This is a genomic window from Streptomyces sp. NPDC034099 (genome assembly GCF_055575415.1).
Genome location: NZ_JBVISR010000003.1, coordinates 300,077 through 326,336, shown reverse-complemented (window position 1 = coordinate 326,336; position 26,260 = coordinate 300,077). Strand labels below are relative to the sequence as shown.

Below are 26,260 nucleotides of genomic sequence, written 5' to 3'. Positions count from 1 at the left end.
GCCTCCACTCTGCCACGCGCCACGGGAGTCCCGGGCCTCACCAGTCGTGCACCGTGCCGTCCCCGAGGCGGTTCACGGGCAGGTAGGCGGGCTCGTAGGGGAAGCGGGCCGCGGCCTCGTCGTCGAGTTCGACCCCGAGGCCGGGGGCGTCGCCGGGGTGCAGGAGACCGTCCTCAAAGCGGTAGGAGGTGCGGAAGACCTCCAGCGTCCGGGGAGCGTGCCGCATGTACTCCTGGATGCCGAAGTTGTGCACGGCGAGGTCGAGGTGGAGGGCGGCCGCCATGCCCACGGGTGAGATGTCGGTCGGGCCGTGCATGCCGGACCTGATGCCGTACACGGCGGCCATGTCGAGCAGTTTGCGTACGGCGGTGATGCCGCCGGTGTGGGTCACCGCCGAGCGGACGTAGTCGATCAGCCGTTCCTGGAGCAGCGTGGTGTAGTCGTGGACGGAGTTGAAGACCTCCCCGATGGCCAGGGGTGTGGTGGTGTGCTCCCGGATCAGCCGCAGTGCCCGCTGGTCCTCGCCCGGTGTCGCGTCCTCCAGCCAGAAGAGGTCGTAGGGTTCCAGGTCCTTGCCGAGCCGCGCCGCCTGGATGGGTGTCATGCGGTGGTGTCCGTCGTGCAGCAGCGGGAGTTCGGGGCCGAAGGTGTGCCGGACGGCTTCGAACACGGTGGGCATGTGGCGCAGGTAGGCGCGGGTGTCCCAGGTCTCCTCGGTGGGACGCGGGTGGCCGGTGCCGGTACGACGGGCGGGCTCGTAGTCGTAGCGGTCCCCGCCACCCGCGGCGGAGGCGGCGACGCCGTACACGGAGTCGAGGCCGGGGATGCCGCTCTGGATGCGGACGGCCCGGAAGCCGTCCGCCAGGTGCTCGCGCACCGAGTCGAGCAGTTCGGGTATGTCCCGGCCGGAGGCGTGGCCGTAGGCCAGGGCGCCCGTGCGGCAGGCACCGCCCAGGAGTTGGTACACGGGCATGCCCGCCGCCTTGCCCTTGATGTCCCACAGCGCGGTGTCCACGGCGGCGACGGCCGCCATGGTGACCGGGCCCCGGCGCCAGTACGCGCCCCGGTACAGGTACTGCCAGGTGTCCTCGATGGCGTGCGCGTCCCGCCCGAGCAGCAAGGGGGCCACGTGCTCGCGCAGGTAGGCCTCGACGGCCAGTTCACGTCCGTTGAGGGTGGCGTCGCCGAGGCCGGTGAGTCCGTCCTCGGTGGTGATGCGCAGGGTGACGAAGTTGCGCCCTGGGCTGGTGACGACGACATCGGCAGCGGTGATCTTCACGGGGGCGGTGCTCCTTCCGAGACGCGAGCCCGGGTGGTCAGGCCGGTGCCGTGATCACGCCGGGTCGACGCGGGAAACCGTACCCCCGATGGCGAGGACGTACAGCTCGCCGTCGCCGCCCTGGGCGAAGGACACGACCTCTCCGCCGTTCACCCCGAGGTCGTGCTCGGCGGTCGCCTCGCCGTTCTCGATCTCCAGGGAGCGCAGGGTGCCGTCGCAGTAGTCGCTGTAGACGTACTGCCCCTCGAGGTCCGCGATCGCCTCGCCGCGGTACACGTAGCCGCCGGTGACCGAGCAGCCGAGGCCGGTGCGGTCGTACTCGTGGATCGGCGGAACGTGGTTCGCCGGCTCGGTGGCGCCGCGGAAGGGGTGCGTGCCCTCCATCCGCGACCAGCCGTAGTTCTCGCCGCCGGAGCTGCTCGCGGGCGCCCAGTCGATCTCCTCCCAGTCGCTCTGCCCGACGTCGGCGATCAGCAGGTCGCCCGAGTCGGCGTCGAAGGAGAACCGCCACGGGTTGCGCAGCCCGTACGCCCAGATCTCGCCCCTGGCGCCCGGGGCGCCGGCGAAGGGGTTGTCCTCCGGGATCGCGTACGGGTCGCCGCCCTGGGGGTCGATCCGCAGCAGCTTGCCGAGCAGGGTGTCCAGCCGCTGGCCGTTGCCCTCGGGGTCACCGCCGCCCCCTCCGTCGCCGAACGCGATGTAGAGGTGGCCGTCGGGGCCGAACTTGATGTCGCCGCCGTTGTGGTTGGACTCGGGCTGCTCCTGGGTGAGGACGGTACGCCGGGTGTCCTCCTGGACCGTGCCGTCCTGGACGGCGAACTCGTCGATGGTGCTGGTGCCCCGGAGGTCGGTGTAGGAGAGGTAGAGGTGCGCGAAGTCCTTGTCGAACGCCATGCCGAGCAGGCCGCGTTCGCCGTCGGTGGTGGTCTCGTCGGAGATGTCGAGCACGGGTTCGCCGAGTCCGTCGCCGTCGAGGACCCGGACGGTGCCCGCGCGTTCGGCGATCCACACCGTGTCCTTCGGTCCCGCGGCTCCGGCCGTCGGGTTCTCGGCCCGGGCCACCTCGGTCAGCACGACCTGCGCCGCGCCGCCGGGGGCGCGGGACTCGTCGGCGGATGCCGTGGCCAGGGCCAGGGACCCGACGAGTCCCAGCGTGCCGATGATCGCCGATATGCGGGTGCGAACGTTCACCATGGCCTCCCGGAGGCGGTGAGTGGGGGGAAGTTCCGTCGCCGGCCACCACCGAGAATATGGGGCCACGGCATTCTGGCCCAGACCAATGCACGCTTCTTCCGGCCGAGTTGGGGCCGTCTAGGACTCGTCCCGGCCGCCGGCCGGGGGCGGCCCGTCCAGGATCGTGGGGACGTACTCCAGCAACTGGAGCCGGCCGTCGAAGGTGCGGCTCTCGACGAGGTCGAGGGTGATGTCCGGGTACGCGTCGAAGATCCGCTCCCTGCCGGTCGCGCCGGTGATGACGGGGAAGACGACCACGCGGAAGCGGTCGACCAGACCGGCTTCGAGCAGCGACCGGCTCAGGCTGAGACTGCCGAGGGTGCGCAGGGGCCGCGTCCCGTCCCGTTTCATCTCCCGCACGGCCGGTACGGCGTCGTCCGGGACCAGTTGCGTGTTGTCCCAGGACAACGGGGAGCGGAGGGTCGAGGAGAACACCACCTTGGGCATCTCGGTCAGCCAGGCGAACCCGGGATCGCCGGACATCTCGCGGGCGAACCCCGACATCAGCCGGTACGTCGTGGCGCCCATGAGGCTGGTGTGCTGCTTCTCGGCGTCCCCGTCGAGCCACGCGAGGTACTCGGGGCCCTCCATGCCCCAGAATCCGGGCCAGCCCTCCGCGGACGCGTACCCGTCGAGCGAGATGATGAAGTCGACCATGAGGCTTGATGACATCGGTCTGTCCCTCCTGCGGCAGCTGTGCCGGGCGCCGGATGTGCCGGGTGTAGGTGTGCCTACCGGATACGACCGGCGTCGGGCCCGAAAGTCATCGAAAAGGATTGGACGGGGTGACGCCCGCACCGGTAGCTTGCGGTGGACCGTGACACCGCCCGAGGAGGTGAGACCCATGAACGCTGTATCGACGTGGGCGCTTCCCCTTCCCGTCATGGCCGGCGACTGACGCGGGTGTCGCCGGGAGCGCCTCGACCACAAGGCACTCCCGAAGGGCAACATCCATGGACTCTGGGCAGTTCACCGCCGAGCCGTCGTCGGACGACACGGCCGAGCACGACTTCGATGTGATCATCGCCGGTTGCGGACCGACCGGCGCGATGCTGGCCGCCGAACTGCGGCTGCACGATGTGCGGGTACTCGTTCTGGAGAAGGACACCGAACCCGTGTCGTTCGTCCGCATCGTCGCTCTGCACATGCGCAGCATCGAGCTGATGGCCATGCGCGGACTGCTGGACCGCCTCCTCCAGCACGGCAGACGGCGTCCGGTCGGCGGGCTCTTCGCCGCCCTCCCCGCGCCCGCACCCGCGGGCGCGGACTCCTCGTACGCCTATCTGCTGGGCATCCCGCAGCCGGTCGTCGTCCGGCTCCTCGAAGAACACGCGGTCGCCCTGGGCGCGCGGGTCCGGCGCGGGGGCGCGGTCGCCGGTTTCCAGCAGGACGACGAGGGCGTCACCGTGGAGCTGGCCGACGGCGAACGGCTGCGTGCGCGCCATCTCGTCGGCTGTGACGGCGGGCGCAGTACGGTGCGCAAACTGCTGGGTGTCGGCTTCCCGGGCGAGCCCTCGCGGAACGAGACGCTGATGGGCGAGATGGAAGTGGGTGTGCCACCGGAGGAGATCGCCGCCGTGGTGGCCCGGGTCCGCGCGACCCAGCAGCGGTTCTGGCTGCGGCCCTTCGGCGCGGAGGTCTACAGCGTCGTGGTCCCCGCCGATGGATTCGGCGACCGCGCGGAACCGCCCACCCTCGACGATTTCAAGCAGCAGCTGCGTGCTGTCGCCGGTACCGATTTCGGCGTGCACTCCCCGCGCTGGCTGTCCCGGTTCGGGGACGCCACCCGGCTGGCCGAGCACTATCGGATCGGCCGGGTACTGCTGGCCGGTGACGCGGCGCACATCCATCCGCCCACCGGCGGACAGGGGCTCAACCTGGGCCTTCAGGACGCGTTCAACCTCGGCTGGAAACTGGCCGCGCAGATCCGCGGCCGGGCGCCCGACACCCTGCTGGACACCTACGAGGCCGAACGCCGTCCGGTCGCCGCGGACGTGCTGGACAACACCCGTGCCCAGATGGAACTGCACTCGACCGAGCCGGGCCCGCGGGCCGTGCGCAGGCTGCTCACCGAACTGATGGACATCGACGAGGTGAACCGCCGCCTCACCGAGAAGATCACCGCGACCGGCATCCGTTACGACCTCGGCGAGGGCCCCGACCTGCTCGGCCGTCGCCTGCCGGACATCGAGACCGCGCAGGGCCGCCTCTACGGTCTGCTGCACGGCGGTCGCGGCCTGCTGCTGGACCGCACCGGACGCCTGACCGCCGGCGGCTGGTCGGACCGGGTCGATCACCTCGCGGACCCCACCGCGGCGCTGGACGTGCCGTGCGTGCTGCTGCGCCCGGACGGCCACGTCGCCTGGACCGGCGACGACCAGCAGGAGCTGGAGCGGCACCTCTCCCGGTGGTTCGGCGGGCGCACCGGCTGACGCGACCACGGCGGCGGCCGGTGAGGCCGCCGCTCAGCGGGTCGGCTGGACCTGGTCGAAGACGGCGAGGGCCGCGGCGGGGTCCGGGCTCACCAGGCGCTCCAGACCGTCCGCCGTGATCCTCGCCCACCGTTCGGCCCGTGCCCACATCCGCTCCTCGAAGGCGCGGACGGCCCCGTCCGGATCCGCGGGACCGGTGGCGAGGGACTCTGCGAGTTCGGCGCCCTCCAGCAGGGCGAGGTTCGCGCCCGCCCCCAGGGGAGGCATCAGATGGGCGGCGTCGCCCAGGAGCGTCACCCCGGGGACATGGGTCCAGGTGTGGGACACGGGCAGCACGTGCAGCGGGCGGTGGACGAAGGCGGTGCCGCGGCGCAGCAGGTCGAGGACGGGCGCGGTCCAGCCGTCGAACAGGGTCAGCAGGCCCGACCGCACGGCTTCGGCGTCGGTCGGGTCCAGGTGGATGTGCCAGTCCAGCGGCGCGCGGAACTGGGCGTACGCCTTGACGCGGCCGCCACTGCCGCGCTGGGCGACGATCGCCCGGTTCGCGCCGTACACGGCCAGGGAACCGTCGCCGACCAGCCGGGCGAGGTCGGGGTGGCGGTTGTCGACGTCCTCCAGGGAGGTCTCGATCGCGGTGACGCCGGTGTAGTGCGGCGTCACCGACGAGACCGCCGGGCGGGTGCGGGACCAGGCGCCGTCCGCGCCCACCACGAGGTCGTACGTCTCCTGCCGCCCGTCCTCGAAGTGGACCCGTACGCCGTCCCGGGTCCCCGGCACCACCTGCGCCACGCCCTGCCCCCACCGGACGTCGAGGGGGCCGAGCAGCAGGTCACGGAGCTGCCCGCGGTCGATCTCGGGATTGGCCCGGTCGTCCGGACCCGGCCGCCAGTCGCGCAGCACGGTCCCGTCCGGGTCAAGGATGCGCATGGCCTGCCCCTCGGGGCGGGACAACGCCTGGAACTCCGCGAGCAGCCCCGCTTTGTCCAGGGCCAGTTGGCCCAGCCCTTCGTGCAGGTCGAGCGTGCCGCCCGAGGGGCGGGCGTCGGGGGCGGGGTCGCGTTCGAGGACGGCGACGGGATGGCCGTGGCGGTGCAGCACGCGGGCGAAGGCGAGTCCTGCGGGGCCGCCACCGACCACGGCGATACGTTGTCTCATGCCGATACACCGTATTGTTCGTCTACGGTGTATCGCAACAGTACGGTGGGGGCATGACTGTCTGGGACCGGCCGGAGCCGCCGAACCGCCCTGTGCCGCTCGACCGGGAGCGGATCGTCGCCGCCGCGGTCGCGCTCGCCGACGAGGGCGGGCTGGCGGCGGTGTCCGTGCGCAAGGTCGCCGCCCGGCTGGACGCCGGACCGATGCGGCTGTACGGCTACATCTCCACCAAGGACGAGCTGTTCGACCTCATGGTGGACGCGGTGTACGCCGAGATCCTGCCCGAGGAGCGGCCCGGTGACTGGCGGGAGGCGCTGTACGTCCTCGCCCACCGCACCCGGCAGGCCGCCCTGCGGCACCCTTGGCTGGCCGATCTGCTCGGCGGCCGGCCCTCCCTTGGCCCGAACGGCCTCGCCGTGACCGAGGCGACACTGGCCGCCCTCGACGGCCTCGCCGACGTCGACACCGTCATGCGCGCCGTGGAGACGGTCGGCGCCTACTTCACCGGCGCGATCAGGCGCGAGATCGCGGACCTGCGGGCCGAGCGCGCCACGGGCCTGTCCAAGTCCGAGTGGCAGCGTGCCCGTGGCCCCCACGTGACGAGCATGCTGGCCACGGGCCGCTTCCCTGCGCTGGCCAAGGCCGTGCACGACGGCACGCACGTGGACGCCGGGGAGTCCTTCGCGACCGGTCTTGACTGGGTGCTCGACGCCGTGGCCGCCAGACTCACCTGAGCGGCATCGCCATGAAGAGGGCCTGTTCGCCCGACGCGGGTGTGCCGTCGTAGAGCGCCGTGTCCAGTCCGCAGAAGCGGAATCCCATACGCCGGTAGGCGTGGATCGCCGGCGCGTTGAGGTTGGTCACCTCCAGCCAGAGGTGGCCCGCCCCGCGCTCGCGGGCGAAGTCGACGGCGTGGCCCATGAGGGCACGGCCGACACCCCGGCCCCGGTGGGCCGGAGCGACCTCGATGTCCTCGACGGTCAGCCGCCGGTTCCAGGGGGCGTAGGACACGGCGGCGAAGCCCACCGGGCGGCCGTCCGCCCCGACGGCGACGAACGTACGGCTGTCGCCGTCGTCCCCGGTCGCGAGGCCCTCGGCGTCATCGGCGTCCCGGGGCGGGAAGACCTTGCGCACGGACGGGTCGACCGGGATCTCCCGGAGGGTGAAGCCTTCCTCGGTGGCGGTCACCCGGAAGACGGTGCCGGTGGTGAAGGACCCGTCGAGCGCGTGGAGGGCCTCGACGTCCTCGGGCCGGGCCGTGCGGTACGCGTAGTCCGTGTCGTCGACGCTCGTCATGGCACGAACCTACGACGTGCCCGCCCTCACCGGCGCCGGGCGGTACCGGCAGGGACGGGCAGGAGCCGGTAGGTGTCCTCGTGGGTGACGACACGGCCGGCGGTGGGCGGCGCGAAGTGGGTGCCCAGGACGAGGGTGTCCGTGTCGGCGAGCGAGCCGAGCAGCTCGCGGCGGGAGGTCTCGGACCGTTCGGGGTCGATGTCGACGCAGGCTCCCACGGCGGGGTGGGCGAGCTGAACGGGGTGGTGGATGCAGTCCCCGGTGATCAGGGCGGTCCGGCCGCGGCTGGTCAGCTCCACGGCGAGATGGCCGGGCGTGTGCCCGGGAGTGGGGATCAGGCGCAGGCCCGGGACGGTCTCCAGGCCTTCGGCGGGGACGTCGACGAGGTCGAGCAGCCCCGCCTCCTCCACCGGGAACACGGAGTCGCGGAACATCTGCCTGCGCGCCTCCTCCATGGCGTACCCGGCCCAGAACTCACGCTCGGTGCGGGAGGTCAGATAGCGGGCGTTGCGGAAGGTGGGGACCCACGTCCCGTTCTCCCGCCGCGTGTTCCAGCCGACGTGGTCGGCGTGCAGGTGGGTGAGGATCACCAGGTCGACGGAGTCCGGGGGGAATCCGGCGGCGGTGAGGCGCTGGAGGAAGTCGGTGCGCAGGTCGTGCCAGGCGGGGTTGGCCCGCTCCTTGCCGTTGCCGATGCCGGTGTCCACCAGGACGCGCGACCCGCCGACGGTGAACGCGAAGGTGTGGCTGTCGATGCGCAGGGTGCCCTCGTCGTCGGCGAAGTGGGGACGCAGCCAGGGCTGCCCGGCGACGAGGTCCGGGGTGGCGTCTGGCAGCAGCCAGGACCCGGTGGCGGCCGGCAGGGCGACCTCGTCGACGCGGTGCACGCGGACGTCTCCCACCGTCCAGTACGGGACGGCGGTCTGGTCGGTGGACGGAGCGGTGCTCATGATCGGTCGCTTCCTTCGGAGTGCAGTCGCCGGGCGCGGGGCCCCTCGACGCTAAACGCAATCTGTTTGCCTTTAGGCACAGTAGGACCTACAGTCCACCTAACGCAAACACTTAGCTTTTGAGTGTCTGGTTCTGCCCCACCTCCCCAGCCCCGAGGAGAGAACGTCCGTGCCCTCCCCCGAACCCACCCCGCCGGAGGCGGCCCGCTGGGCCGCCCGCGCCGGGCTCCCGTTGCCCGCGGACCGCCATGCCGCGGTCGCGTCCACCGCCCATCACATCCACTCCGTCGTCGCCGTCCTGCGGGAGCTGGACTTCGCCGACACCCCGCCCGCCCCCGCCTACCGCGCGGAAGAGGAGACGCACGATGCAGCCGTATGAACTGACCCTCAGCGCGGCCGCCGACGCCGTCCGGACCCGGCGCCTGTCCCCCGTCGAGCTGGTGGACTCCGTCCTGGACCGCGTCGGACAGGCCGAGCCGCGCCTTCAGGCCTACGTCACCGTCACCGCGGAGCACACCCGCCGGGCCGCGCGCGCGGCCGAGAACGACATCGCGGCCGGACGCCACCGCGGCCCGCTGCACGGCATCCCGATGGGTCTGAAGGACCTCATCGATGTCGCCGGCATCGCGACGTCGGCCAGTTCGCGGGTCCGCGCCGGCCACCGCGCGGAGACGAGCAGCACCGTCGCCGCCCGGCTGGAGGCGGCCGGCGCGGCCCTGGTCGGCAAGACCCACACCCACGAGTTCGCCTACGGGCTGACCACGCCGCAGACCAGCAACGCGTGGGACACCGGCCGGGTGGCCGGCGGGTCCAGCGGCGGGTCCGCCGTCGCCGTGGCCGCGGGTACCGCCACCTTCGCCCTGGGCACCGACACCGGAGGGTCGATCCGGGTACCCGCCGCGCTGAACGGGGTCGTCGGCCTCAAACCGACGTACGGGCTCGTCCCCCGGCACGGCGTCACGTCCCTGTCCTGGTCACTGGACCACGTCGGCCCGATCACCCGCACCGTCGAGGACGCCGCCCTGGTCCTGGACACCCTGGCCGGACACGATCCCCGTGACCCCGCCTCCCTGGCCGCACCCGCCGCGCGGTACCGGCCGGCCGCGGACACCGACCTCACCGGGCTGCGCGTCGGCGTGCCGCGCACCTACTACTTCGACCACGTCGACCCGGAGGTGGAAGCCGCCGTCCGGGGCGCGATCGACCGGCTCGAGGAACTCGGGGCGCGTCTCGTCGAGGTCGAGATCCCCATGACCCGCTACATCCAGGCCACCCAGTGGGGGCTGATGGTGCCCGAGGCCACCGCCTACCACGAGCGCACGCTGCGCACCGTCCCCGAGCTCTACCAGGCCGACGTCCGCATCCTGCTCGAGGCCGGCGAACTGATGCCGGCCGGGGACTACCTCCGCGCCCAGCGCGCCCGCACCCTCATGCGCCGGGAATGGGCGGCCATGTTCCGGGAGGTGGACCTGATCGCCGCCCCCAGCGTCCCGGCGACCGCCGTCAGGGCCGGTCAGGAGACGATCACCTGGGCCGACGGCACGGTCGAGGGCGTGTCCGACGCCTACGTCCGCCTGTCGTCCCCCGCCAACATCACCGGCGTGCCGTCCCTGTCCCTGCCGGTCGGCCACGACACGACGGGGCTCCCCATCGGCATGCAGCTGCTCGGACGACCGCTCGGGGAACGCGTCCTCCTGCGGGCCGGTCACGCCTACGAGCAGACCCGGCCCGCCCGCGGGCTCCCGCAGGCCGCGTGAACGAGCACCGAACCCCTAGACGCAATGAATGTGCTTTAGGGTGGCCGTCATGAGCAGGCAGATGGTGCGTCCCGGCGGACGCAGCGCCCGGGTCCAGGCAGCGGTGCACGACGCCGTGCGCGAGCTGGCGTCCGAGGTGGGGCGGGACGCCCTGACCGTACCGCTGGTCGCCCGGCGCGCGGGCGTGACACCGTCGACGATCTACCGGCGCTGGGGAGACCTGCAGGAACTGCTGTCGGACGTCGCGGTCGAGCGCCTCCGCCCCGACACCGCCCCCCAGGACCACGGCGCCCTGTACGCCGACCTGACGGCCTGGGCCGAGCAGTTCCTCGACGAGATGGCCTCCCCGACCGGCCGCGCCTACATCCGCGACGCCCTGCTCGGCGACCCGGACGGCGGCAACGCCGGCCAGTGCTCCGCCTATGCCGCCGAGCAGCTCGGGACCGTGCTCGCCCGCGCGGCCGGACGCGGGGACGACACGCCCGATGTCGAAACCGTCATGGACCGCGTCGTCGCCCCCTTGATGTACCGCATCCTCTTCCGACCGGACGGGCTCGACGCCGCCTACGCGCGGCGGCTCGTCGCGGAGACCCTGGGGCGGACCGGCCCCTGACCGGGGGCGCCCGCGCGACGTCGGCCGTCTCTCTCGCCCGCGCGCCTCCGGCCCTCCTCCGGGATGTGGCCGGAGGCGGTCCGGAATCCGTGTTCCCGGTGCCACGCCGTCCTCCTCTGGGTACGGAACCCGGCAACAACGCCTCGACGAGAGACTGGACATGACTGGACACCAACCCGCTCACCACCCACCTCAACGCGTCGGCGTCGTCGCCGAGTCCTTGCCCGGGGAGACACGCGTCGCCGCGACGCCCTCGACGGTCCGCCTGCTGCTCGGCCTCGGTTACGAGGTCGTCGTCGAGCCGGGAGCCGGCGCGGCCTCCGGGTTCGGTGACGATGCGTACGCCGAGGCGGGGGCGAGTCCCGGCGAGGCCTGGGCCGCGGACGTCGTACTCAAGGTCAACGCGCCGACCGACGAGGAGATCGCGCGGCTGCGCGCGGGCACGACACTGGTGGCGCTCGTCGCACCGGCGCAGCGGCCGGAGTTGCTGGAGGCGCTCGCCGCGCGTGACGTCACGGTGCTGGCCCTGGACGCGGTGCCGCGGATTTCGCGGGCGCAGTCGATGGACGTGCTCAGCTCCATGGCGAACATCGCCGGGTACCGGGCGGTGATCGAGGCGGCCCACACCTTCGGGCGGTTCTTCACCGGCCAGGTCACGGCGGCGGGCAAGGTACCGCCGGCGAAGGTCCTGGTCGCCGGGGCCGGGGTCGCGGGGCTCGCCGCCATCGGCGCCGCCTCCAGTCTGGGCGCGATCGTCCGCGCCACCGACCCCCGGCCCGAAGTCGCCGACCAGGTGCGGTCCTTGGGCGGTGAGTACCTCGCGGTTGACGTGGCGCAGGAGGAGAGCACCGACGGCTACGCCAGGGCGACGTCGGCCGACTACGACCGTGCCGCGGCCCGGCTCTACCACGAGCAGGCCCGCGACGTGGACGTCGTCGTCACCACCGCGCTGATCCCCGGACGGCCCGCCCCGCGCCTGATGACCGCCGCCGACGTGGCGGCGATGAGGCCGGGCAGTGTCATCGTCGACATGGCCGCCGCGCAGGGCGGCAACGTGGAGGGGACCGTCCCTGGCCGGAGCGTGGTGACCGACAACGGCGTGACCGTCATCGGCTACACGGACCTGGCGTCCCGGCTGCCCGCCCAGGCGTCACAGCTGTTCGGCACCAACCTGGCCAACCTGCTGCGGCTGCTCACCCCCGGCAAGGACGGCCGGCTCGTCATCGACTTCGACGACGTGGTGCAGCGGACCGTGACCGTGGTCCGCGCGGGCACGGTCACCTGGCCACCCCCTCCGGTGCCCGTGTCGGCCGCCCCGCCCTCGACCGCGCCGGAGGCGGCGTCCCCCGCCGCACCGGTGGGCGCGAAGCCGTCCGGGACCACCCCGGCGGGGCGCTTCGGCCTGATCGGCCTCGGCATGCTGGCGACCTTCCTGCTGGTCGCCTTCGCACCCGCCCAACTGGCCGAGAACTTCACGGTGTTCGCGCTGGCGGTGGTCATCGGCTACTACGTGATCGGCAAGGTCCACCACTCCCTGCACACCCCGCTGATGTCGGTGACCAACGCCATCTCGGGGATCGTGGTGATCGGTGCCCTCGTGCAGATCGGGCACGAGAGCGCGCTCGTCACCGTGCTGTCCGCCGTGGCGATCCTGCTGACCAGCGTGAACATCTTCGGCGGTTTCGCCGTCACCCGCCGCATGCTGTCCATGTTCTCGAGAGGCGAGCCCCGATGACGTCCATGACCGCCTCCCGCGCCGCCGACCTGGTGGCCGCCCTGCTGTTCGTCCTCAGCCTCGCCGGTCTGTCCCAGCACCGGACGTCACGCGCCGGCGTCGTCTACGGCATCGTGGGGATGGCCCTCGCCCTGGTCGCCACCGTCGTGGTCTCGGCACGGAGCGTCTCCGCCGGGCCGGTCGCGCTGATCCTGCTCGCCATGGTGATCGGCGCCGCGCTGGGCCTGTGGCGGGCGCGGCGCGTGGAGATGACGCAGATGCCCGAACTGATCGCGGTGCTGCACAGCTTCGTCGGCCTCGCGGCCGTCCTGGTCGGCTGGAACAGCTACCTGGAGGTCGAGGCCCACGGCTCGCGGGGCCGGATCGCCGCCGATCTGATCGGCATCCACCACGCCGAGGTGTTCATCGGTGTCTTCATCGGCGCGGTCACCTTCACCGGCTCGGTGGTCGCGTACCTGAAGCTGTCCGCGCGGATCGAGTCCCGGCCGCTGACACTGCCCGGCAAGAACGCGCTCAACCTGGGCGCGCTGGCGGTGTTCGCGGTGCTGACGGTCTGGTTCACCGTCAGTCCTGGCCTCCCGCTGATGGTGGCGGTCACGGTGCTGGCGCTCGCCCTGGGCTGGCATCTGGTGGCCTCCATCGGCGGTGGCGACATGCCCGTGGTCGTCTCGATGCTCAACAGCTACTCCGGCTGGGCCGCGGCCGCGGCCGGTTTCCTGCTCGACAACAACCTGCTCATCGTCACCGGGGCGCTGGTCGGTTCCTCCGGTGCGTATCTGAGCTACATCATGTGCCAGGCGATGAACCGTTCCTTCCTCTCCGTCATCGCGGGTGGCTTCGGCATCGAGGCCCCGCCGAGCGGCGTGGACGAGCAGGGCGAGCACCGCGAGATACGGGCGCACGAGGCGGCCGAACTGCTCGCGCGGGCACGGTCCGTGGTGATCACTCCCGGTTACGGCATGGCCGTGGCGCAGGCCCAGCATCCGGTCGCGGAGCTGACCCGGCGGCTGCGCGAGCGCGGGGTCGAGGTGCGTTTCGGCGTCCACCCCGTCGCCGGGCGGCTGCCCGGGCACATGAACGTGCTGCTGGCCGAGGCGAAGGTGCCGTACGACATCGTCCTGGAGATGGACGAGATCAACGACGACTTCGCGGACACCTCGGTCGTGCTGGTCATCGGTGCGAACGACACGGTCAACCCCTCGGCGACGGAGGACCCCGCCAGTCCGATCGCGGGTATGCCCGTGCTGCGGGTCTGGGAGGCGGAGCAGGTCGTCGTCTTCAAGCGCTCGATGGCCTCCGGCTACGCGGGCGTGCAGAACCCGCTGTTCTTCCGGGAGAACAGCGGGATGCTCTTCGGCGACGCCAAGCAGAGCGTCGAGGCGATCCTGGAGGCCCTCGGCCCCGGTACCGGACCAGGGCCCGCGGCCCCCGCGCGGGGGGTGACGGCGATGCGGTGACCCGGGTGGTCAGGAGCGTGACGCCGCCTCTACGGCACTGTCCGCCCGCGAGCCCTCACTCGCGGGCCGTCGTCTCGAAGGCCCGGGCGACGGTGAGGCTGTCCTCGTAGACGTGGTGGCGGGTGATGAGGCCGTTCTCGACGGTGAGGTGGAGGGCGAAGCGGGCGCGGTAGGCGCGGCCGGTGGGGCGGGCGGTCTGGCGGATCTCGCCGAGTACGACCGCGTCGTTCCCGTCGACGAGGACGCGTTCCACCTCGGTGGCGGCCTGCTCGGGGATGTGGTGCTCGGCCAGCTCGCGGTAGTGGGCCGCCGCGTCCGCACGGGTGGACCGGTGACGGATCCACGGGGTGGCGGGACGGCCGTGCTCGGACTCGGGCCAGTCGAGTCTCCAGTCGGGCTGTTCGGCGTACAGCTCGGCGATGTGCCCGGGGTCGCCCGCGCCGATCCTGCGCAGCAGCTCTGCCACCACGGAGCGGGTGTGCGTCGATGTGGCCGTGGGCATGGCTGACCTCCTCCGGGACCGCATCCCGTCGATGCGGAGAGACCGCCCATCCTGTCGGCGCGCGCCGGACGAAGCGATTACCTCCGGGGTAGGGCCGGGCGGGGCCTCTCCTTCAGGAACCGTCCAGCCACTGGGCCAGGGCGGCCGCCTCGCTGTGGTCCACGTCCTTGGTGGCCGTGAGCAGGGTCACCCTGGCGTCTGCCGAGAGGGCGCGCAGGCGCTCCAGCGCGGGCCGGCGGCCGGGGTCCTCCAGCTCGGCGAAGTAGCGGCGCCGGAATTCGTCGTAGCGCTGCGGATCGTGGTGGTACCAGCGCCGCAGATCGGTCGACGGGGCGACGTCGCGCAGCCACTCGTCCAGTTGGGCCTTCTCCTTGCTCACGCCACGCGGCCACAGACGGTCGACGAGCACGCGCTTGCCGTCCTGCGGTGTGGGGCTTTCGTAGATCCTCCGGTATCCGACCCGTGCGGCCATGACCCACCTTCCGGAGACGAGAGACGAACCGGGCGGCGCTTCCCGTGCGCCGTCCCGTCCAGGTGAACCGCCGCGGCGGGCCCAAACACGGGCCGGCGGCGGCCTCGTCAGGCGCGCACGCGCGGCCAGCCGGCCAGCCCCTCCGTGCCGGGAGGCTGCGCGACGGCCTGCTCCACGGAGTCGTGGAAGGAGTAGACCGTCCCCAGGCCGCCGAGGGCGAAGACGTGCAGGAGCCGCTGGTCGGAGCAGGCGATCCGCAGCGATCCGTCATGGTTCCTGATGCGCTTGGTCACGGCCACGATCATGCCGAGTCCCATGGAGTCGAGGAACGGGGTGTCGCACAGGTCCAGCACGAAGTGCCGGTGGCCGTCGGCGAGGCGGCGTGCCACCTCGGCCCGTACGAGCGGCGCGAAGGCGATGTCGATCTCGTCGTCGGCCCGGACGACCGTCCAGCCGTTCGCCACGTGGCTGCCGACCTGTACGTGCCGCCCTGCGACGCCTTGCTCACTCACGCTCTCGCTCCCCTGCAAAGTCTGTCCGGTTTGCCCGTCTCATCCAGGAAACGCGGTACGGCCGTGCTGCCACAAGGGCACGGATTTCAGATGGTGAGCGAGAGCCCCCGGGACACCCGCTCCGCGGTGGTGAGCAGCGCCGTGACGGCGTCGTCGAGGCGGTCCGTGCGGTGGGCGTCCAGCGAGATGCCGAGCGAGCCGATGGTGTCGCCCCGGCGGACGGGGACCGCGACGCACGCGGTGCCCAGGCGGTACTCCTCGATGTCGGTCACCGCCGGGCGACGCGGTGAGGCGTCGAGACGCCGCAGCAGCTCGGCACGGTAGGTGATGGTGCGCGGGGTGAGATCGTTCAGCGCGTGGCGGGAGAGGTACTCGGCGCGGGCGTCGGCGTCCAGCTCGCGCAGCACGCTCTTGCCCAGCGCCGTCGCGTGCCCGGCGTCCTCGAAGCCGACCCAGAGATCCACGCGGGGGGCCTTCGGCCCGTCCACGATCTCCGCGACCCGGATCTCGCCCTCCTCGTAGAGGGTCAGATAGGCCGCGGCCGACAGGTCGTCCCGCAGCTCGGTGAGCGTCGGACGGACCCTGCTGAGCGCCGTCTGGTCGCGGCTGCCCGCGTGCAGCGCGCCCAGCCTCTCGCCCAGGACGAACGTGCCGTCCTCGAGTTTGCGCACATAGCCGTCGTGGACCATGGTGCGCAGCAGGTGGTAGGTGGTACCCAGGGCCAGGCCCGTCTCGCGCGCCAGCTGCTTGGCCGGTACGCCGCTCGCGTGGGCGCCCACGGCCTCCATCAGCCGGAACGCTCGCTGCACCGAGGAGATGAGCGTGGGGCCCTCCTGACCGCTCACCCCTCCACCCTGCGCCCCACCGGAGCGGTCCGGCAAGTGCGCTACGGCTTGATGCCGACCCCGGCCCACAGACTGACCTGGGCGTCGGTGGGGGCGTCCGGCCCGGCGGGCTGCGACGGTCGCCAGCGGTGACCGACGGTGACGCCCGGTTCGAGCAGGTCGAGCCCGTCGAAGAAGCGGGTGACGTCCATCTGCGAGCGGAACTGCACCGGCGTGCCCGCGCCGGTGTAGATGTCCGTGACCTTCTCCCAGGTGGGCGGGTCGAAGTCGGGCGTGCAGTGACTCAGGGCGAGGGCGCTGCCCGCCGGGAGGGCCGCCATCAGCCGCTCGACGATGCCGTACGGGTCGCGGTCGTCGGTGATGAAGTGCATCAGGGCGTTCAGTGACAGGGCGACCGGCCGGGACAGGTCGAGCACCTCGGCCAGCTCGGGCGCGGTCAGCAGGGAGTCGGGGTCGTTGACGTCGGCCTCGATGTAGGTGGTGCGGCCCTGCGGGGTGCTGCGCATCAGGCGCTCGGCGTACTTCAGGACGAGCGGGTCGTTGTCGGCGTACACCACTCGGGCCTCGGGGACCACGGACTGCGCCACCTGGTGCACGTTCGGCTCGGTGGGGATGCCGGTACCGATGTCCAGCCACTGCCGGATGCCGTGTTCCTGCGCCAGTACCCGGGTGGCGCGGTGCATGAAGGCGCGGTTCTCCCGGGCACAGGTGAAGATGCCCGGGTAGGCCCCGGCGACCGCTTCGGCGGCCTGTTCGTCGACCGGGAAGTGGTCCTTGCCGCCGAGGTAGTAGTCGTACATGCGGGCCGAGTGCGGCCTGCTGGTGTCGAGGTCCCGCGCGGCGTGGGTGTTGCTCATCCTGTTCCCTTCGGAAGGCCGGCCGTGAGGTGGTCCGCCATGCCCTGCTTGACTCCCCGGACGAACGCGCCGATCTCCTCGGGCGTGTAGATGAGTGCGGGGCCGGACGGGTCGGTGGACTGACGCATCGCGACGCGTCCGTCGGCGAGTTGCTTGGTCTCCACGCACTGGCCGCCGTTGGGTCCGCTCCAGGGGCGTTCCCAGCCGCTTTCCCCGAGGTCGCGGGCGGGCATCCCGTTGTACACGGGGTCGTCGGTGGTGCTCATGAGTACTCCTTGCGCATGCGGTTCAGGAGTGCCGTGCTGTCCCGTGTCGAGGTGAGCAGCGACATCCTGTTGTGCGCCTCCAGGTGGGCGACGACGTCGGCCCGTTCGTCCAGGTACATCGACGCGGAGAGGATCTCGCTGTAGACGACGTCGGGCAGCTCCGGCTCCTCGAACCGGAAGTAGGTGAAGGGGGCGCAGGCCCCGACGTGGGCGCCGACGGCGAAGGGCAGGATGTCGATGCTGACGTGCTCCAGCTCGGACACCTCCAGGAGCCGGTCGATCTGCTCGCGCATCACTTCCGGACCGCCGACGACCCGGTGCAGGACCGCTTCCTCCATGACCACCCAGAGGGTGGGGGCGTTCTCCCGCTCCAGCAGGCTCTGCCGGCGCAGCCGCAGCCCGACGCGGCGCTCCAACTCCTCCTCGGAGCCGTTCGGGAAGCCTCCGCCCAGGACGCCGCGGGCGTACGCGGGGGTCTGGAGCAGCCCCGTGACGTAGTGGGGTTCGTAGGTGCGCAGTGTGCCGGCGCCCGTCTCCAGGCTGACGTACGCGGTGAACCAGTTGGGCAGCACGTCGCGGTAGGCGTGCCACCAGCCGGGCCGGTTGGCCTGCTCGGCGAGCGCGACGAACTCGTCCGTCTCCTGCTGTGCTCTTCCGTACGTCTGCAGGAGCTTCTCGACATAGAGGGGTTTGAGGGCGACTTCGGCCTTCTCCAGCCGGCGGATCGTCAGGGGCGTGACCCGGAGTGCCTTGGCGGCGTCGGCCAGTGAGGCGCCCGCGTTCTGCCGCATCTCCTGGAGCCGGCGGCCCAGGATCATGCGCAGCACCGTCGGGGCGCTGGTACCCGCGCCGGACCGTGCTTCACTCACACCCCCCACCTCCTGATGGGCTGTCACCGGGGCCATTGTGGCAGCGACTTGGTGATGGCACCAGACTGAAGCGGTCTTCCTGAAATTATCAGGGATTCGGTTGCAGCCTGAACCGGACGGCGAGCATAGTTGCGTCCGTGAGCCTGCCCGTCCGACCACCGTCCCGTCCGCGCCCGCCGAGGCCCGCTCCCCCACCGCGCCCGTCCTGACTGGAAGGCGATCACCGTGACCCCCCACACGAGCCCCTCGCCCGGAGTGTTACCGCCGGCGCATCCGGACCGGGAACACTGGTTCGACCTTCCCTCGCTGCGGATCAGCGTGCGGACGGCGCGCGACACGGTGCGCCGCCAGCTTCGCGTCTGGCGGCTTCCCGGCGACGTGTGCACCGACGCGGTACTGCTCGTGTCGGAACTGGCGACCAACGCGGTGATCCACTCGGGCAGCGACCGCATGCTGTGCGGCCTGTCGCTGACCTCGCGCGAACAGCTGCGGATCGAGGTGCACGACGACGGACGCACGTCGGCCCGTCCGGCCGGGTGCCACTCCGGCGCACAGGACGAGAGCGGCCGGGGGCTGCTGATCGTGCAGCAGCTCGCGGACTCCTGGGGAACCACCCGGTCCGGACGCACCGGGGGCACCACCGTCTGGGCCGTGCTCCGGATCGGGGTCTGAGCCCACCGGGACGCGCCGCCGGGAGTGATGAGTACGAGCTGAGTATCCGCGCTCATGTCCCGGCACGTGGCGGGGGCCACACTCCGGGGCATGACGAATCTTCCGCCTCCGGCCGAGGAACTGCGGATCCTCGACGCCGAGTTGCGGCAACTCGACGTGCGCCGCGCCGTCCTGCTGCGGCGCCGTGCGTGGCTGATCCACACGCTGCGGACGGCCGCCGCACCGCAGCCCGCCCGGAATCCCGGTACGCCGCCAGAAGCCTGGCCCACCGGCCCGGGCGCCGGTCCGGTCGCTCGCCGGCCGGAGGCCACCGCGCCCGGCGTGCAGAACGTGCTGCTGGTGCTCGGTGGCGTACTGCTGACGGTCGCGGCGATCGCGTTCACCCTCGTCAGCTGGGGCCACCTGGGGATCGCGGGGCGCGCGCTGGTCCTCGGTGCGCTGACCGTGGCGGCGCTGGGCGCGCCGGTGGCGTTGCTGCGGCGCGGGCTGGGGTCGACCGCCGAGGCCGTGTCCGGGCTGGGGACGGCCCTGACCGTCCTCGACGCCTACGCGCTCCACGAGGTGGCGTTCACCGGCACGGACGGCGTCGGTTACACGGCCGCCGCGTCCGCGGCCCTGGCCGCGCTGTGGGCCGCGTACGGTGTGCGCCTCGGGCTCTTCCATCCCCTCCCGCTCGCCGTGGCGACCGCCCACCTTCCCCCGCTGCTGTGGGCTTTCGCGGTCGGCGCGGGTCCGCACACGCTCACCGCCGTGTTGCTGGCGACCGCCGCCGGCGGCACCGCCGTCGCGCTGCGCGCCGCGCCGGCGCCGGTGCGTGTGGTCGCCGTCGTCGGCGCGCTGGGCACGGGATCCGTCGGGGTGCTGTCGGCCGGGTGGCTCTGCTGGAGCGCGTCCGGCCCCGGCACGGCAGCACGGGCGGCGGCGCTCCTGGTCGTGGCCGCGGCGCTCGCCCTGGGGGCCGGCCGCTTCGTCGCGAACCGGGAGGTCGCCGCGGGCGCCGCCGCGGCCGCGGGGCTGTGCCTGGTCGCCGGGGCCGGCGGGGTGCTGCGGGTCTCGGTGCCCGGCGAGTGGACGGTGCCGGGGTGCCTGGCCTGCGCGCTCGCCCTGCTGGCGGCGGAGCGGACGCCGCTTCCCCGGCCGTTGCGTCAGGGGCTGGCGCGCGCATCGGCGGCGGTCCAGGGCTGCGCGGTGCTGTGGGCGGTCCCCCTGGTCGCCGGGAGCGTGTTCGGTCCGGCGGCCCGGGCCGCGACGCCCTGGTCAGGCGCGCCGCGAAGCGTCCGGGACGCCGTGTTCACGGACGTGCCCCCGCCTCCTTACGCGAGCACCGTGCCGCTGGTCCTCGCCGTGGTGGCCGGGGTGCTGGTGACGGCCGGGCGCCGCACGCATCGGCGTCCGGCGGTCATGGTGGTGGCCCTCGTCCTCGGGTGGGCGGCCGTCTTCGTTCTCCCGGTGGCGCTCCAACTGCCGTACACGGCGGGGCTGGTGGCGCAGGCGGCGGTGGTCGTGGCGGCCCTGGGCCTCGCGGCGCGGTCCGACCGCGCCGACGAGGGGCCGTCGCCACTGGCCCTGACGGCCCTGCTGCTGACCCTCGTCACCTCGGTCGACCTCGCCCTCCTCGCGCTCGCCTCCAAGGCCGCGACGATCGGCGTACTCGTGACTCTCACGGTCCTGTTCGGTGCGGCCGGGCGCCGCCCGGGGGCAGCTCCGTTCACCGCGCCCGCCGCCCTCGGTCACGCCACCGCGCTGGCCTGCGCGATCGGCGCTTCCGCCGGCTTCACCCCGCACCACACGGCGTTGCTGGTGCTCGCCGTAGCCGCGGTCGCCGCCCTGATCGCGTCGCGGACGGGTGGATCGCGCGCGACCGTGCCGGTCGAGGTGGCGGGCGGAGCCGCGGCACTGCTGGCACTCGCCCTCGCCGTGCCGGACCCGCCGACGCTGGCCCTGGTCCTCTCCCTGTGTGGTGTCGTCGCGGCCGCCTCCGCGCTGCGCCCGGAGCGGCGGGCGGCCGGTTGGGCGGCGGCCGCGCTGTTCCTGCTGGCCGCCTGGGTGCGCCTGGCGGCGTGGGACGTCGGTACGCCCGAGGCCTACACCCTGCCGGTGACCGGGCCCGCGCTGGCCGTCGGGTTCCTGCGCCGGCGCCGCGACGCGGCGGTCTCCTCGTGGACGGCGTACGGTGCGGGGTTGGCCGCCACCCTGGTGCCGAGTCTGCTCTCCGCCTGGGACGACCAGCACTGGCTGCGTCCCCTGCTGCTCGGCGTCGCCGCGCTCGCGGTGACGCTGGCGGGCGCCCGGCAGCGGCTCCAGGCGCCGCTGGTCCTCGGCTCGGGGGTGCTCGCGCTGGTGGCGCTGCACGAACTCGCCCCGTACCTCACCCAGGTCGTCGGCGCGCTCCCCCGATGGGCACCGCCGGCCCTCGCCGGTCTCGTGCTGCTCGTCCTGGGCGCCACCTACGAACAGCGACTGCGGGACGCCCGGCGGCTGCGGGAGGCACTCGGGCGGCTCCACTAGGGCCGGCGCGGGCACAAGGGGGTGACCTCGTGTCGAACCCGTGCAGTTTTGCGGTCGGGGTCATGGAAGCCGGACGAGGTCACCCATCTTGCTGTGGGCCGCTGATCGGCTTCGTGGTAACACGAAGTGATCAATTCGAAAGGGCCGACTCATGGGTATCTTCAGCCGTCGCCAGACCGCCACCGCCGAGCAGCCGGCGGCCGTCGGACCGGAGCGGTTCGCCGCGGGGTCCGCGACAGCGGCGGCCACGCTCGATCCGGCCCTTCGCGCGCTGACCGGACACTGGACCATCGACCGCCCGCACAGCCGGATCGGTTTCTCCGTGCGCCACGCCATGGTCACCACGGTCCGCGGGGCCTTCACCGACTACGACAGCAGGCTCTACTTCGACGGGGACCGCCCCTCCGAGTCCCGGGCCGACCTCGTCATCCGCGTCGCCAGCGTCGACACCGGCGTGGAGCAACGGGACGCCCATCTCGTCGGCAAGGACTTCTTCGACGCGCGGCGTCACCCCGAGATGACCTTCCGCAGCACCTCCACCGTCCAGGAGTCCGCGGAGAGCTTCCGCATGACGGGAGACCTCACCATCCGCGACACGACCCGGCCGGTCGAGCTCCAACTGGACTACCTCGGCTCGGTCGTGGACCCGTTCGGCTACGAGCGGGCCGGTTTCGACGGGACCACCACCATCGACCGCAGGGACTGGGGCCTGGTCTACAACCAGCGGCTCGACGCGGGCGGCAGCATGGTGAGCGAGAAGGTCCGCCTGCAGTTCGACATCTCCGCGATCCGCTCCACCTGAGCCCTCCCCGGGCCGCGGGCGCTCACACCGGCTGGGGCACGGCGCGCGGGCGCAGGACCATGAGCGAGTCCTCCCGGGCCGCGACCATGGCGAAGGCAAACCGGTCGGCCTCGAGACAGAGTGCGACGTCGTCGGGGTGGACGCCCTGACGCACCCCCTCCGCCAGTTCGGCCGCGGCACGCGACGCGGCGGCACGGCGGAGGAATCCGGCGGCGTCCGTACCGGCCCCGGTGGCCCTGCCCGCGATGTACTGGGCGCATGCCAGGTCCTCGTCGGCCCTGCCGTCCTCGCCGGTGACCACGAACGTGACGTGCTCGGCGGCGCGTTGCCGCAGGAGGCGGGCCGTCGCCTCCGCGACCACGAAGCCGGCGCACAGCACCAGCGAGGCGTCCTTGACCGCGAGGGCACCGACCGTCCCCGCCGTGGTCTTCTGCACGACGGTCCGTCCGGCGAGGTCGGCGGAGCGCAGCAGGCCCGGCGAGTTGACCAGGTCGAACCCGGGCGCGGGCGCACCGTCCTTGAGGGCCACGCGGTCCGGGTCGCGTGCCTTGAGAGCCAGGGCCTCGTCCAGCGACCCGGCCAGGACGATCTTCTCCGCCCCCCGGGCGAAGGCCCACGCGGCCACGGTGAACGCGCGCATGACGTCGACGACGACCGCCACGGACGGGGCCTCGGCCACCTCGGGAATGCCAACGAAACGAGTGTCCATCGCGATCATGATCGCGTACACCCGTCGGCATGGCCACACCCCGCGGGGGGGGCTCCGGGCTTCAGGGCGCGTCCACGAGTCGGTCCAGCTGCGCCGCCAGGAGCGGGGTGAGTGCCTCGGCGTACGCCTCCGAGAGGTGGCTGTCGTCGCGGTGGACCGCGGTGTCGGCGACGACCACGGGGCAGACGCCGGTGCGGGGGGCGCAGACCCAGGGGGTGGGGTCGATGACCGTGGTGCCCGTGACGGAGGCGGCGGCCCGTACGGCCCGGCCGCGCGTCGCGTCCCGGGTCGCCTGAGGCAAGTGGTGTGCGCAGGCGCGCAGTTGCAGGGAGTTCCGCGCGGCGCAGTCGATCGGGTCGCCCTTGGGCCACGGGGTGTCGAGCAGGGCGGCGACCCGGGCGCCGGAGCCGCGCAGGGCGCGGAAGGTGTGCTCGAAGCCGGTGGTCCACTGGCGCAGGGGGTCGGCGGCGGGGCGGGCCGGGTCGCCCGCGTCCGAGGAGGAGGCCAGTACGAGGGCCGGTCGCAGCGCCCTGATCCTCTCCAGGGCGTGGGAGCGCCAGGTGTCGCAGGCGGTGTACGGCTTGTGGAGGTTGACGATGGTCACGTCGGCGACCTTGCAGGAGGCCTTCGTGAGCGGCACCAGTCGCCAGCCGCGGGCGACCGCGAGCCGTCGCAGGGCCGGGAACCACTGCGCGGCGTGGGAGTCGCCGAAGAGGACGACCGTACGGGAGGAGGTCCGGTCCCCGTAGACGCAGGGCAGCGGGCGGGTGGCGGCGCGGTCGACGTGACAGCCGTCCCGGTAGAGCGCGGAGCGGGAGGACTTGACCCGCGTCAGGGCCGTCGCGAGGTTGCTCGGCAGGGCGGTGGGGGACGACGTCAGGAGTTCCGCGAGGCGTGTCCGCGGGTCGGGGGCGTCGGCAAGGGCCCGTGCCAGGGCGGGCGCGGGGCCGCCCACCTCGATCGTCGGCGGTACCGCCGTCGCCGTCAGGGACAGCACCGAGGCGCTCGCGGTCAGCGCGGCCCCGAGGGCCAGGGCGCGGCGCGGGCGCCGGCGGAAGGCCCGGTGGAAGCGGACGGGGTTCTCGACGAGGCGCAGGGTGAGCCAGGCCAAGCCCAGCGCGACGGCCGACAGTGCGAGCGCCAGCGGCACGTCGGCGGTGCCGTCGGCGCGGCCGAGTGCCGCCGGGGCTATGACCAGCAGCGGCCAGTGCCACAGGTACCAGCCGTACGAGAGGCCGCCGAGCCACACCAGCGGCCGTCGCTCCAGCAGCCGCCCCGCGCCGTACGCGGTGGGCGCGCAGCCGCCGGCCAGGACGAGCACGGTGCCCGCGACGGGCAGGAGCGCGTGGTGGCCGGGGAAGGGCGTCTCGTCGTCGTACCAGAGCGCCGCCAGCGTGACGCAGGCCAGGCCGAGCCAGCTCAGCGGGGCGGCGAGGGCGCCGGGCAGGCGGCGCAGCCGGGCGGCGGCCAGGGCCAGGAGTGCTCCGGCGCCCAGTTCCCAGGCCCGGGTGGGGGAGCTGAAGTAGGCCCAGGGGGCCGAGGTGTTCGTCACGAGGACGCCCATCGCGAAGGAGACCGCGCACAGGGCGGCGAGCGGCACCGCCACCCGTGCGCGCCGCCCGCGGGCGATCCGCCAGGTGAGCAGCAGGAGCACCGGCCACACCAGGTAGAACTGCTCCTCCACGGCGAGCGACCACACATGCTGGAACGGCGACGGCGGGCTGCTCTGGGCGAGGTAGTCCGTACCGGCCGCCGCCAGCCGGAAGTTGACCGCGTACAGCGCCCCGGCGAGGGCGTCGCCCGCGTACTCGGCGAGCCGCGCCTTCGACAGGAACAGCCATGCCCCACCCAGCGTGACGGCGATGACCAGGGACGACGCGGGGAGCAGCCGCAGTGCCCGGCGGGCGTAGAAGGAGCGCAGCGACACCCGGCCGGTGGCGGCGAGTTCGCGCAGCAGCAGCGAGGTGATGAGGAAGCCGGAGATCACGAAGAAGACGTCGACGCCGACGTAGCCGCCGCCGACCCGCGACACGCCGGCGTGGGAGAGCACCACCAGCCCGACGGCCACCGCGCGCAGCCCTTGGATGTCCAGCCGCGGGGGACGGCTGTGAGGCGGCGCGGATTCACCGGCGGCCGGGACGGTGGGTGCCGCGGTGGGCATGGTGCTGGTCATCAGGGGGCTGGCTCCTCGGGGCGACGGACACGCTGCGCCTGACAAGATCAGCGCGCCGCCTCCCGGAGTTCCGCCGCCGTCGCCCGACTCGGCCTCGGCCGGGAAGGTTCAACCGCGGGCAACCAGCGGTTCAGCCCCCGTCCGGCCGGGCGACCGGGAAGCGCCTCAGCCCGCCGCCGGCCGGGAGCCGGGCCGGTGGTCCGGCACCGCGGCGGTGAAGCGCGCCGCGAGTGCGGCGGCCGCGGCACGCAGTTCCGCTCCGCCGTCGATACGGAAGGGGACCGGGACCCTCGCGAGCCATTCCTGCGCGTACATGTCCGGGTTACGGGTGCTGCCGACCAGGACGCAGCCGTCTCCCAGGGGTTCGAGCCGGCCCATGGGCGGGCGGATCCAGGGGGCGACCTCGGCCGGCGGGGCGTCGAAGACCACCCGGGTGGCGAACCGCCATCCGGTGCCCAGGTTCTCCTCCAGCACCGCCACCGGGTCGAAGCCGGCGGGCGGGTCAAAGCCTCGGGCGGTGTTCCGGACCCCGCCGATCCGGTCCACCCGGTAGGTGCGGACGGCGTCCACGCGGTGGGAGTGGCACAGCAGGTACCAGCGCCCGTGACGGACGACGAGGGACCAGGGGTCCGCCTCCTCCTCCCAGGCGTTGCCGGACTCGCTGCGGTAGGAGAGCAGCACGCGGCGCCGGTGGGCGACGGCCTCGACGAGCGAGCTGGTGACAGCGGGGTCCGGGTGGGCCGCGTACGGGTCGGGGGCGGCGGACGCGTACTCCCGCAGCAGTGCCGCCTGCCGTCCGACGCTCTCCGGCAGCGCCTTGACGACCTTTCCCAGGGCGGCCCCCACCAGGTCGTCGGCGTCGGTCACGGCGGGTCGGCCGCCGAGCGCCGCCATGACGAGGCCGAGGGCCTCGGCCTGCGTGAAGTGCACGGGCGGCAGTCTCGTCCCGGGGCCCAGCCGGTATCCGCCGTGCGGTCCCCTGGCCGACTCCACCGGAATGCCCGCCTCCCTGAGGATCCCGACGTACCGGCGCGCCGCTCGCTCCGTCACACCGAGCCGCTCGGCGAGTTCGTCGGCCGTCGTGGTGGGGCGGGTGCGGAGGATCTCCAGGGTGCGCAGCGCTCGCGCGGTGGGGCTGGGGTCGTTGGGCACGGGAGCAGGCTAAT

The 26,260-nt window shown here is 73.0% G+C and carries 26 protein-coding genes; 10 read left to right on the top strand and 16 right to left on the bottom strand.

Translation table 11 applies throughout. The features are described from left to right. Window positions 1–37: 37 nt before the first annotated feature. From manD to ACZ56V_RS10380, 3 genes are all read right to left on the bottom strand, one after another. On the bottom strand, window positions 38–1,279 hold the full coding sequence (manD, locus tag ACZ56V_RS10390) for a D-mannonate dehydratase ManD (protein ID WP_356369950.1): 1,242 nt from the start codon (window positions 1,277–1,279) through the stop codon (window positions 38–40). Window positions 1,280–1,333: 54 nt separating this feature from the next. Further along, the gene (locus ACZ56V_RS10385; protein ID WP_468941625.1) at window positions 1,334–2,470 is read right to left on the bottom strand and encodes a PQQ-dependent sugar dehydrogenase; all 1,137 of its coding nucleotides are present in this window, start codon (window positions 2,468–2,470) and stop codon (window positions 1,334–1,336) included. 120 nt (window positions 2,471–2,590) lie between these two features. Beyond that, window positions 2,591–3,184, bottom strand: a complete 594-nt coding sequence (locus ACZ56V_RS10380) for a dihydrofolate reductase family protein (RefSeq protein WP_468940931.1) — start codon at window positions 3,182–3,184, stop codon at window positions 2,591–2,593. Between the two features lie 281 nt (window positions 3,185–3,465). On the opposite strand from ACZ56V_RS10380, the gene ACZ56V_RS10375 reads away from it, so the two are divergent. Continuing rightward, on the top strand, window positions 3,466–4,944 hold the full coding sequence (locus ACZ56V_RS10375) for an FAD-dependent monooxygenase (RefSeq protein WP_467379213.1): 1,479 nt from the start codon (window positions 3,466–3,468) through the stop codon (window positions 4,942–4,944). A gap of 33 nt (window positions 4,945–4,977) precedes the next feature. On the opposite strand, the gene ACZ56V_RS10370 is transcribed toward ACZ56V_RS10375, so the two are convergent. Next, window positions 4,978–6,099: an FAD-dependent oxidoreductase gene (locus ACZ56V_RS10370; RefSeq protein WP_467379212.1), complete on the bottom strand. Its 1,122-nt coding sequence runs from the start codon at window positions 6,097–6,099 to the stop codon at window positions 4,978–4,980. Between the two features lie 53 nt (window positions 6,100–6,152). On the opposite strand from ACZ56V_RS10370, the gene ACZ56V_RS10365 reads away from it, so the two are divergent. After that, window positions 6,153–6,833: a TetR/AcrR family transcriptional regulator gene (locus tag ACZ56V_RS10365; protein WP_467379211.1), complete on the top strand. Its 681-nt coding sequence runs from the start codon at window positions 6,153–6,155 to the stop codon at window positions 6,831–6,833. Here the strand turns inward: ACZ56V_RS10365 and ACZ56V_RS10360 are convergent. Then, a complete protein-coding gene (locus ACZ56V_RS10360) occupies window positions 6,826–7,395 on the bottom strand; it encodes a GNAT family N-acetyltransferase (RefSeq protein WP_468940926.1) in 570 nt (189 codons plus the stop codon). The genes ACZ56V_RS10365 and ACZ56V_RS10360 overlap by 8 nt on opposite strands. 26 nt (window positions 7,396–7,421) lie before the next feature. After that, complete coding sequence (locus tag ACZ56V_RS10355; protein ID WP_467379209.1) at window positions 7,422–8,345, bottom strand: MBL fold metallo-hydrolase; 924 nt, start codon at window positions 8,343–8,345, stop codon at window positions 7,422–7,424. A gap of 169 nt (window positions 8,346–8,514) precedes the next feature. On the opposite strand from ACZ56V_RS10355, the gene ACZ56V_RS10350 reads away from it, so the two are divergent. From ACZ56V_RS10350 to pntB, 5 genes are all read left to right on the top strand, one after another. Next, window positions 8,515–8,724, top strand: a complete 210-nt coding sequence (locus tag ACZ56V_RS10350; protein WP_467379208.1) for a hypothetical protein — start codon at window positions 8,515–8,517, stop codon at window positions 8,722–8,724. Continuing rightward, a complete protein-coding gene (locus ACZ56V_RS10345) occupies window positions 8,711–10,102 on the top strand; it encodes an amidase (protein ID WP_467379207.1) in 1,392 nt (463 codons plus the stop codon). Before ACZ56V_RS10350 ends, ACZ56V_RS10345 begins: the two co-directional genes overlap by 14 nt. 49 nt (window positions 10,103–10,151) lie before the next feature. Continuing rightward, the gene (locus ACZ56V_RS10340) at window positions 10,152–10,715 is read left to right on the top strand and encodes a TetR/AcrR family transcriptional regulator (protein ID WP_398909724.1); all 564 of its coding nucleotides are present in this window, start codon (window positions 10,152–10,154) and stop codon (window positions 10,713–10,715) included. 160 nt (window positions 10,716–10,875) lie between these two features. After that, window positions 10,876–12,450, top strand: a complete 1,575-nt coding sequence (locus ACZ56V_RS10335) for a Re/Si-specific NAD(P)(+) transhydrogenase subunit alpha (RefSeq protein WP_468940921.1) — start codon at window positions 10,876–10,878, stop codon at window positions 12,448–12,450. Continuing rightward, entirely contained in the window at window positions 12,447–13,907 is a 1,461-nt protein-coding gene (pntB, locus tag ACZ56V_RS10330) for a Re/Si-specific NAD(P)(+) transhydrogenase subunit beta (protein WP_468940918.1), read from the top strand. Before ACZ56V_RS10335 ends, pntB begins: the two co-directional genes overlap by 4 nt. Window positions 13,908–13,962: 55 nt before the next feature. Here the strand turns inward: pntB and ACZ56V_RS10325 are convergent, their stop codons facing one another. From ACZ56V_RS10325 to ACZ56V_RS10295, 7 genes are all read right to left on the bottom strand, one after another. Continuing rightward, a complete protein-coding gene (locus tag ACZ56V_RS10325; protein WP_468940915.1) occupies window positions 13,963–14,409 on the bottom strand; it encodes a nuclear transport factor 2 family protein in 447 nt (148 codons plus the stop codon). 112 nt (window positions 14,410–14,521) lie between these two features. After that, a complete protein-coding gene (locus tag ACZ56V_RS10320) occupies window positions 14,522–14,881 on the bottom strand; it encodes a DUF488 domain-containing protein (protein ID WP_467379203.1) in 360 nt (119 codons plus the stop codon). 107 nt (window positions 14,882–14,988) lie between these two features. After that, window positions 14,989–15,393 (bottom strand): STAS domain-containing protein, encoded by a 405-nt coding sequence (locus ACZ56V_RS10315; RefSeq protein ID WP_467379202.1) that lies wholly within the window; start codon window positions 15,391–15,393, stop codon window positions 14,989–14,991. Between the two features lie 86 nt (window positions 15,394–15,479). Then, window positions 15,480–16,238 carry an IclR family transcriptional regulator gene (locus tag ACZ56V_RS10310; RefSeq protein WP_398909733.1) on the bottom strand — a complete coding sequence of 253 codons (759 nt, stop codon included), beginning with the start codon at window positions 16,236–16,238 and terminating at the stop codon, window positions 15,480–15,482. 41 nt (window positions 16,239–16,279) lie between these two features. Next, the gene (locus ACZ56V_RS10305) at window positions 16,280–17,095 is read right to left on the bottom strand and encodes an SAM-dependent methyltransferase (RefSeq protein WP_468940909.1); all 816 of its coding nucleotides are present in this window, start codon (window positions 17,093–17,095) and stop codon (window positions 16,280–16,282) included. Further along, the gene (locus ACZ56V_RS10300; protein ID WP_467379201.1) at window positions 17,092–17,361 is read right to left on the bottom strand and encodes a DUF397 domain-containing protein; all 270 of its coding nucleotides are present in this window, start codon (window positions 17,359–17,361) and stop codon (window positions 17,092–17,094) included. Before ACZ56V_RS10300 ends, ACZ56V_RS10305 begins: the two co-directional genes overlap by 4 nt. Further along, window positions 17,358–18,230, bottom strand: coding sequence for a helix-turn-helix domain-containing protein (locus ACZ56V_RS10295; protein ID WP_398909738.1), 873 nt, complete (start codon window positions 18,228–18,230; stop codon window positions 17,358–17,360). The genes ACZ56V_RS10300 and ACZ56V_RS10295 overlap by 4 nt, the downstream gene beginning before the upstream one ends. A gap of 225 nt (window positions 18,231–18,455) precedes the next feature. On the opposite strand from ACZ56V_RS10295, the gene ACZ56V_RS10290 reads away from it, so the two are divergent. The 3 genes from ACZ56V_RS10290 (at window position 18,456) to ACZ56V_RS10280 (ending at window position 22,212) form a co-directional block, all read left to right on the top strand. Beyond that, a complete protein-coding gene (locus tag ACZ56V_RS10290; protein WP_468940904.1) occupies window positions 18,456–18,902 on the top strand; it encodes an ATP-binding protein in 447 nt (148 codons plus the stop codon). Window positions 18,903–18,992: 90 nt separating this feature from the next. Continuing rightward, entirely contained in the window at window positions 18,993–21,410 is a 2,418-nt protein-coding gene (locus tag ACZ56V_RS10285; RefSeq protein ID WP_468940901.1) for an SCO7613 C-terminal domain-containing membrane protein, read from the top strand. Between the two features lie 151 nt (window positions 21,411–21,561). After that, window positions 21,562–22,212 (top strand): YceI family protein, encoded by a 651-nt coding sequence (locus ACZ56V_RS10280; RefSeq protein WP_468940898.1) that lies wholly within the window; start codon window positions 21,562–21,564, stop codon window positions 22,210–22,212. 22 nt (window positions 22,213–22,234) lie between these two features. Here ACZ56V_RS10280 and ACZ56V_RS10275 read toward each other — a convergent pair whose 3' ends face one another. The 3 genes from ACZ56V_RS10275 to ACZ56V_RS10265 form a co-directional block, all read right to left on the bottom strand. Next, window positions 22,235–22,921: a 2-phosphosulfolactate phosphatase gene (locus ACZ56V_RS10275; RefSeq protein ID WP_468940895.1), complete on the bottom strand. Its 687-nt coding sequence runs from the start codon at window positions 22,919–22,921 to the stop codon at window positions 22,235–22,237. Between the two features lie 61 nt (window positions 22,922–22,982). Further along, entirely contained in the window at window positions 22,983–25,094 is a 2,112-nt protein-coding gene (locus tag ACZ56V_RS10270) for an acyltransferase family protein (RefSeq protein ID WP_468940893.1), read from the bottom strand. A gap of 165 nt (window positions 25,095–25,259) precedes the next feature. Continuing rightward, a complete protein-coding gene (locus ACZ56V_RS10265) occupies window positions 25,260–26,246 on the bottom strand; it encodes a helix-turn-helix transcriptional regulator (RefSeq protein WP_467379196.1) in 987 nt (328 codons plus the stop codon). Window positions 26,247–26,260: the final 14 nt, after the last annotated feature.

Excerpts from the sequence above, each read along its gene's own strand:
- ACZ56V_RS10380 (WP_468940931.1), bottom strand. The coding sequence starts at position 3,184 with ATGTCATCAAGCCTCATGGTCGACTTCATCATCTCGCTCGACGGGTAC.
- ACZ56V_RS10375 (WP_467379213.1), top strand. The coding sequence starts at position 3,466 with ATGGACTCTGGGCAGTTCACCGCCGAGCCGTCGTCGGACGACACGGCC.
- ACZ56V_RS10370 (WP_467379212.1), bottom strand. The coding sequence starts at position 6,099 with ATGAGACAACGTATCGCCGTGGTCGGTGGCGGCCCCGCAGGACTCGCC.
- ACZ56V_RS10365 (WP_467379211.1), top strand. The coding sequence starts at position 6,153 with ATGACTGTCTGGGACCGGCCGGAGCCGCCGAACCGCCCTGTGCCGCTC.
- ACZ56V_RS10360 (WP_468940926.1), bottom strand. The coding sequence starts at position 7,395 with ATGACGAGCGTCGACGACACGGACTACGCGTACCGCACGGCCCGGCCC.
- ACZ56V_RS10355 (WP_467379209.1), bottom strand. The coding sequence starts at position 8,345 with ATGAGCACCGCTCCGTCCACCGACCAGACCGCCGTCCCGTACTGGACG.
- ACZ56V_RS10345 (WP_467379207.1), top strand. The coding sequence starts at position 8,711 with ATGCAGCCGTATGAACTGACCCTCAGCGCGGCCGCCGACGCCGTCCGG.
- ACZ56V_RS10340 (WP_398909724.1), top strand. The coding sequence starts at position 10,152 with ATGAGCAGGCAGATGGTGCGTCCCGGCGGACGCAGCGCCCGGGTCCAG.
- ACZ56V_RS10335 (WP_468940921.1), top strand. The coding sequence starts at position 10,876 with ATGACTGGACACCAACCCGCTCACCACCCACCTCAACGCGTCGGCGTC.
- pntB (WP_468940918.1), top strand. The coding sequence starts at position 12,447 with ATGACGTCCATGACCGCCTCCCGCGCCGCCGACCTGGTGGCCGCCCTG.
- ACZ56V_RS10325 (WP_468940915.1), bottom strand. The coding sequence starts at position 14,409 with ATGCCCACGGCCACATCGACGCACACCCGCTCCGTGGTGGCAGAGCTG.
- ACZ56V_RS10320 (WP_467379203.1), bottom strand. The coding sequence starts at position 14,881 with ATGGCCGCACGGGTCGGATACCGGAGGATCTACGAAAGCCCCACACCG.
- ACZ56V_RS10305 (WP_468940909.1), bottom strand. The coding sequence starts at position 17,095 with ATGAGCAACACCCACGCCGCGCGGGACCTCGACACCAGCAGGCCGCAC.
- ACZ56V_RS10300 (WP_467379201.1), bottom strand. The coding sequence starts at position 17,361 with ATGAGCACCACCGACGACCCCGTGTACAACGGGATGCCCGCCCGCGAC.
- ACZ56V_RS10285 (WP_468940901.1), top strand. The coding sequence starts at position 18,993 with ATGACGAATCTTCCGCCTCCGGCCGAGGAACTGCGGATCCTCGACGCC.
- ACZ56V_RS10280 (WP_468940898.1), top strand. The coding sequence starts at position 21,562 with ATGGGTATCTTCAGCCGTCGCCAGACCGCCACCGCCGAGCAGCCGGCG.
- ACZ56V_RS10275 (WP_468940895.1), bottom strand. The coding sequence starts at position 22,921 with ATGGACACTCGTTTCGTTGGCATTCCCGAGGTGGCCGAGGCCCCGTCC.
- ACZ56V_RS10270 (WP_468940893.1), bottom strand. The coding sequence starts at position 25,094 with ATGACCAGCACCATGCCCACCGCGGCACCCACCGTCCCGGCCGCCGGT.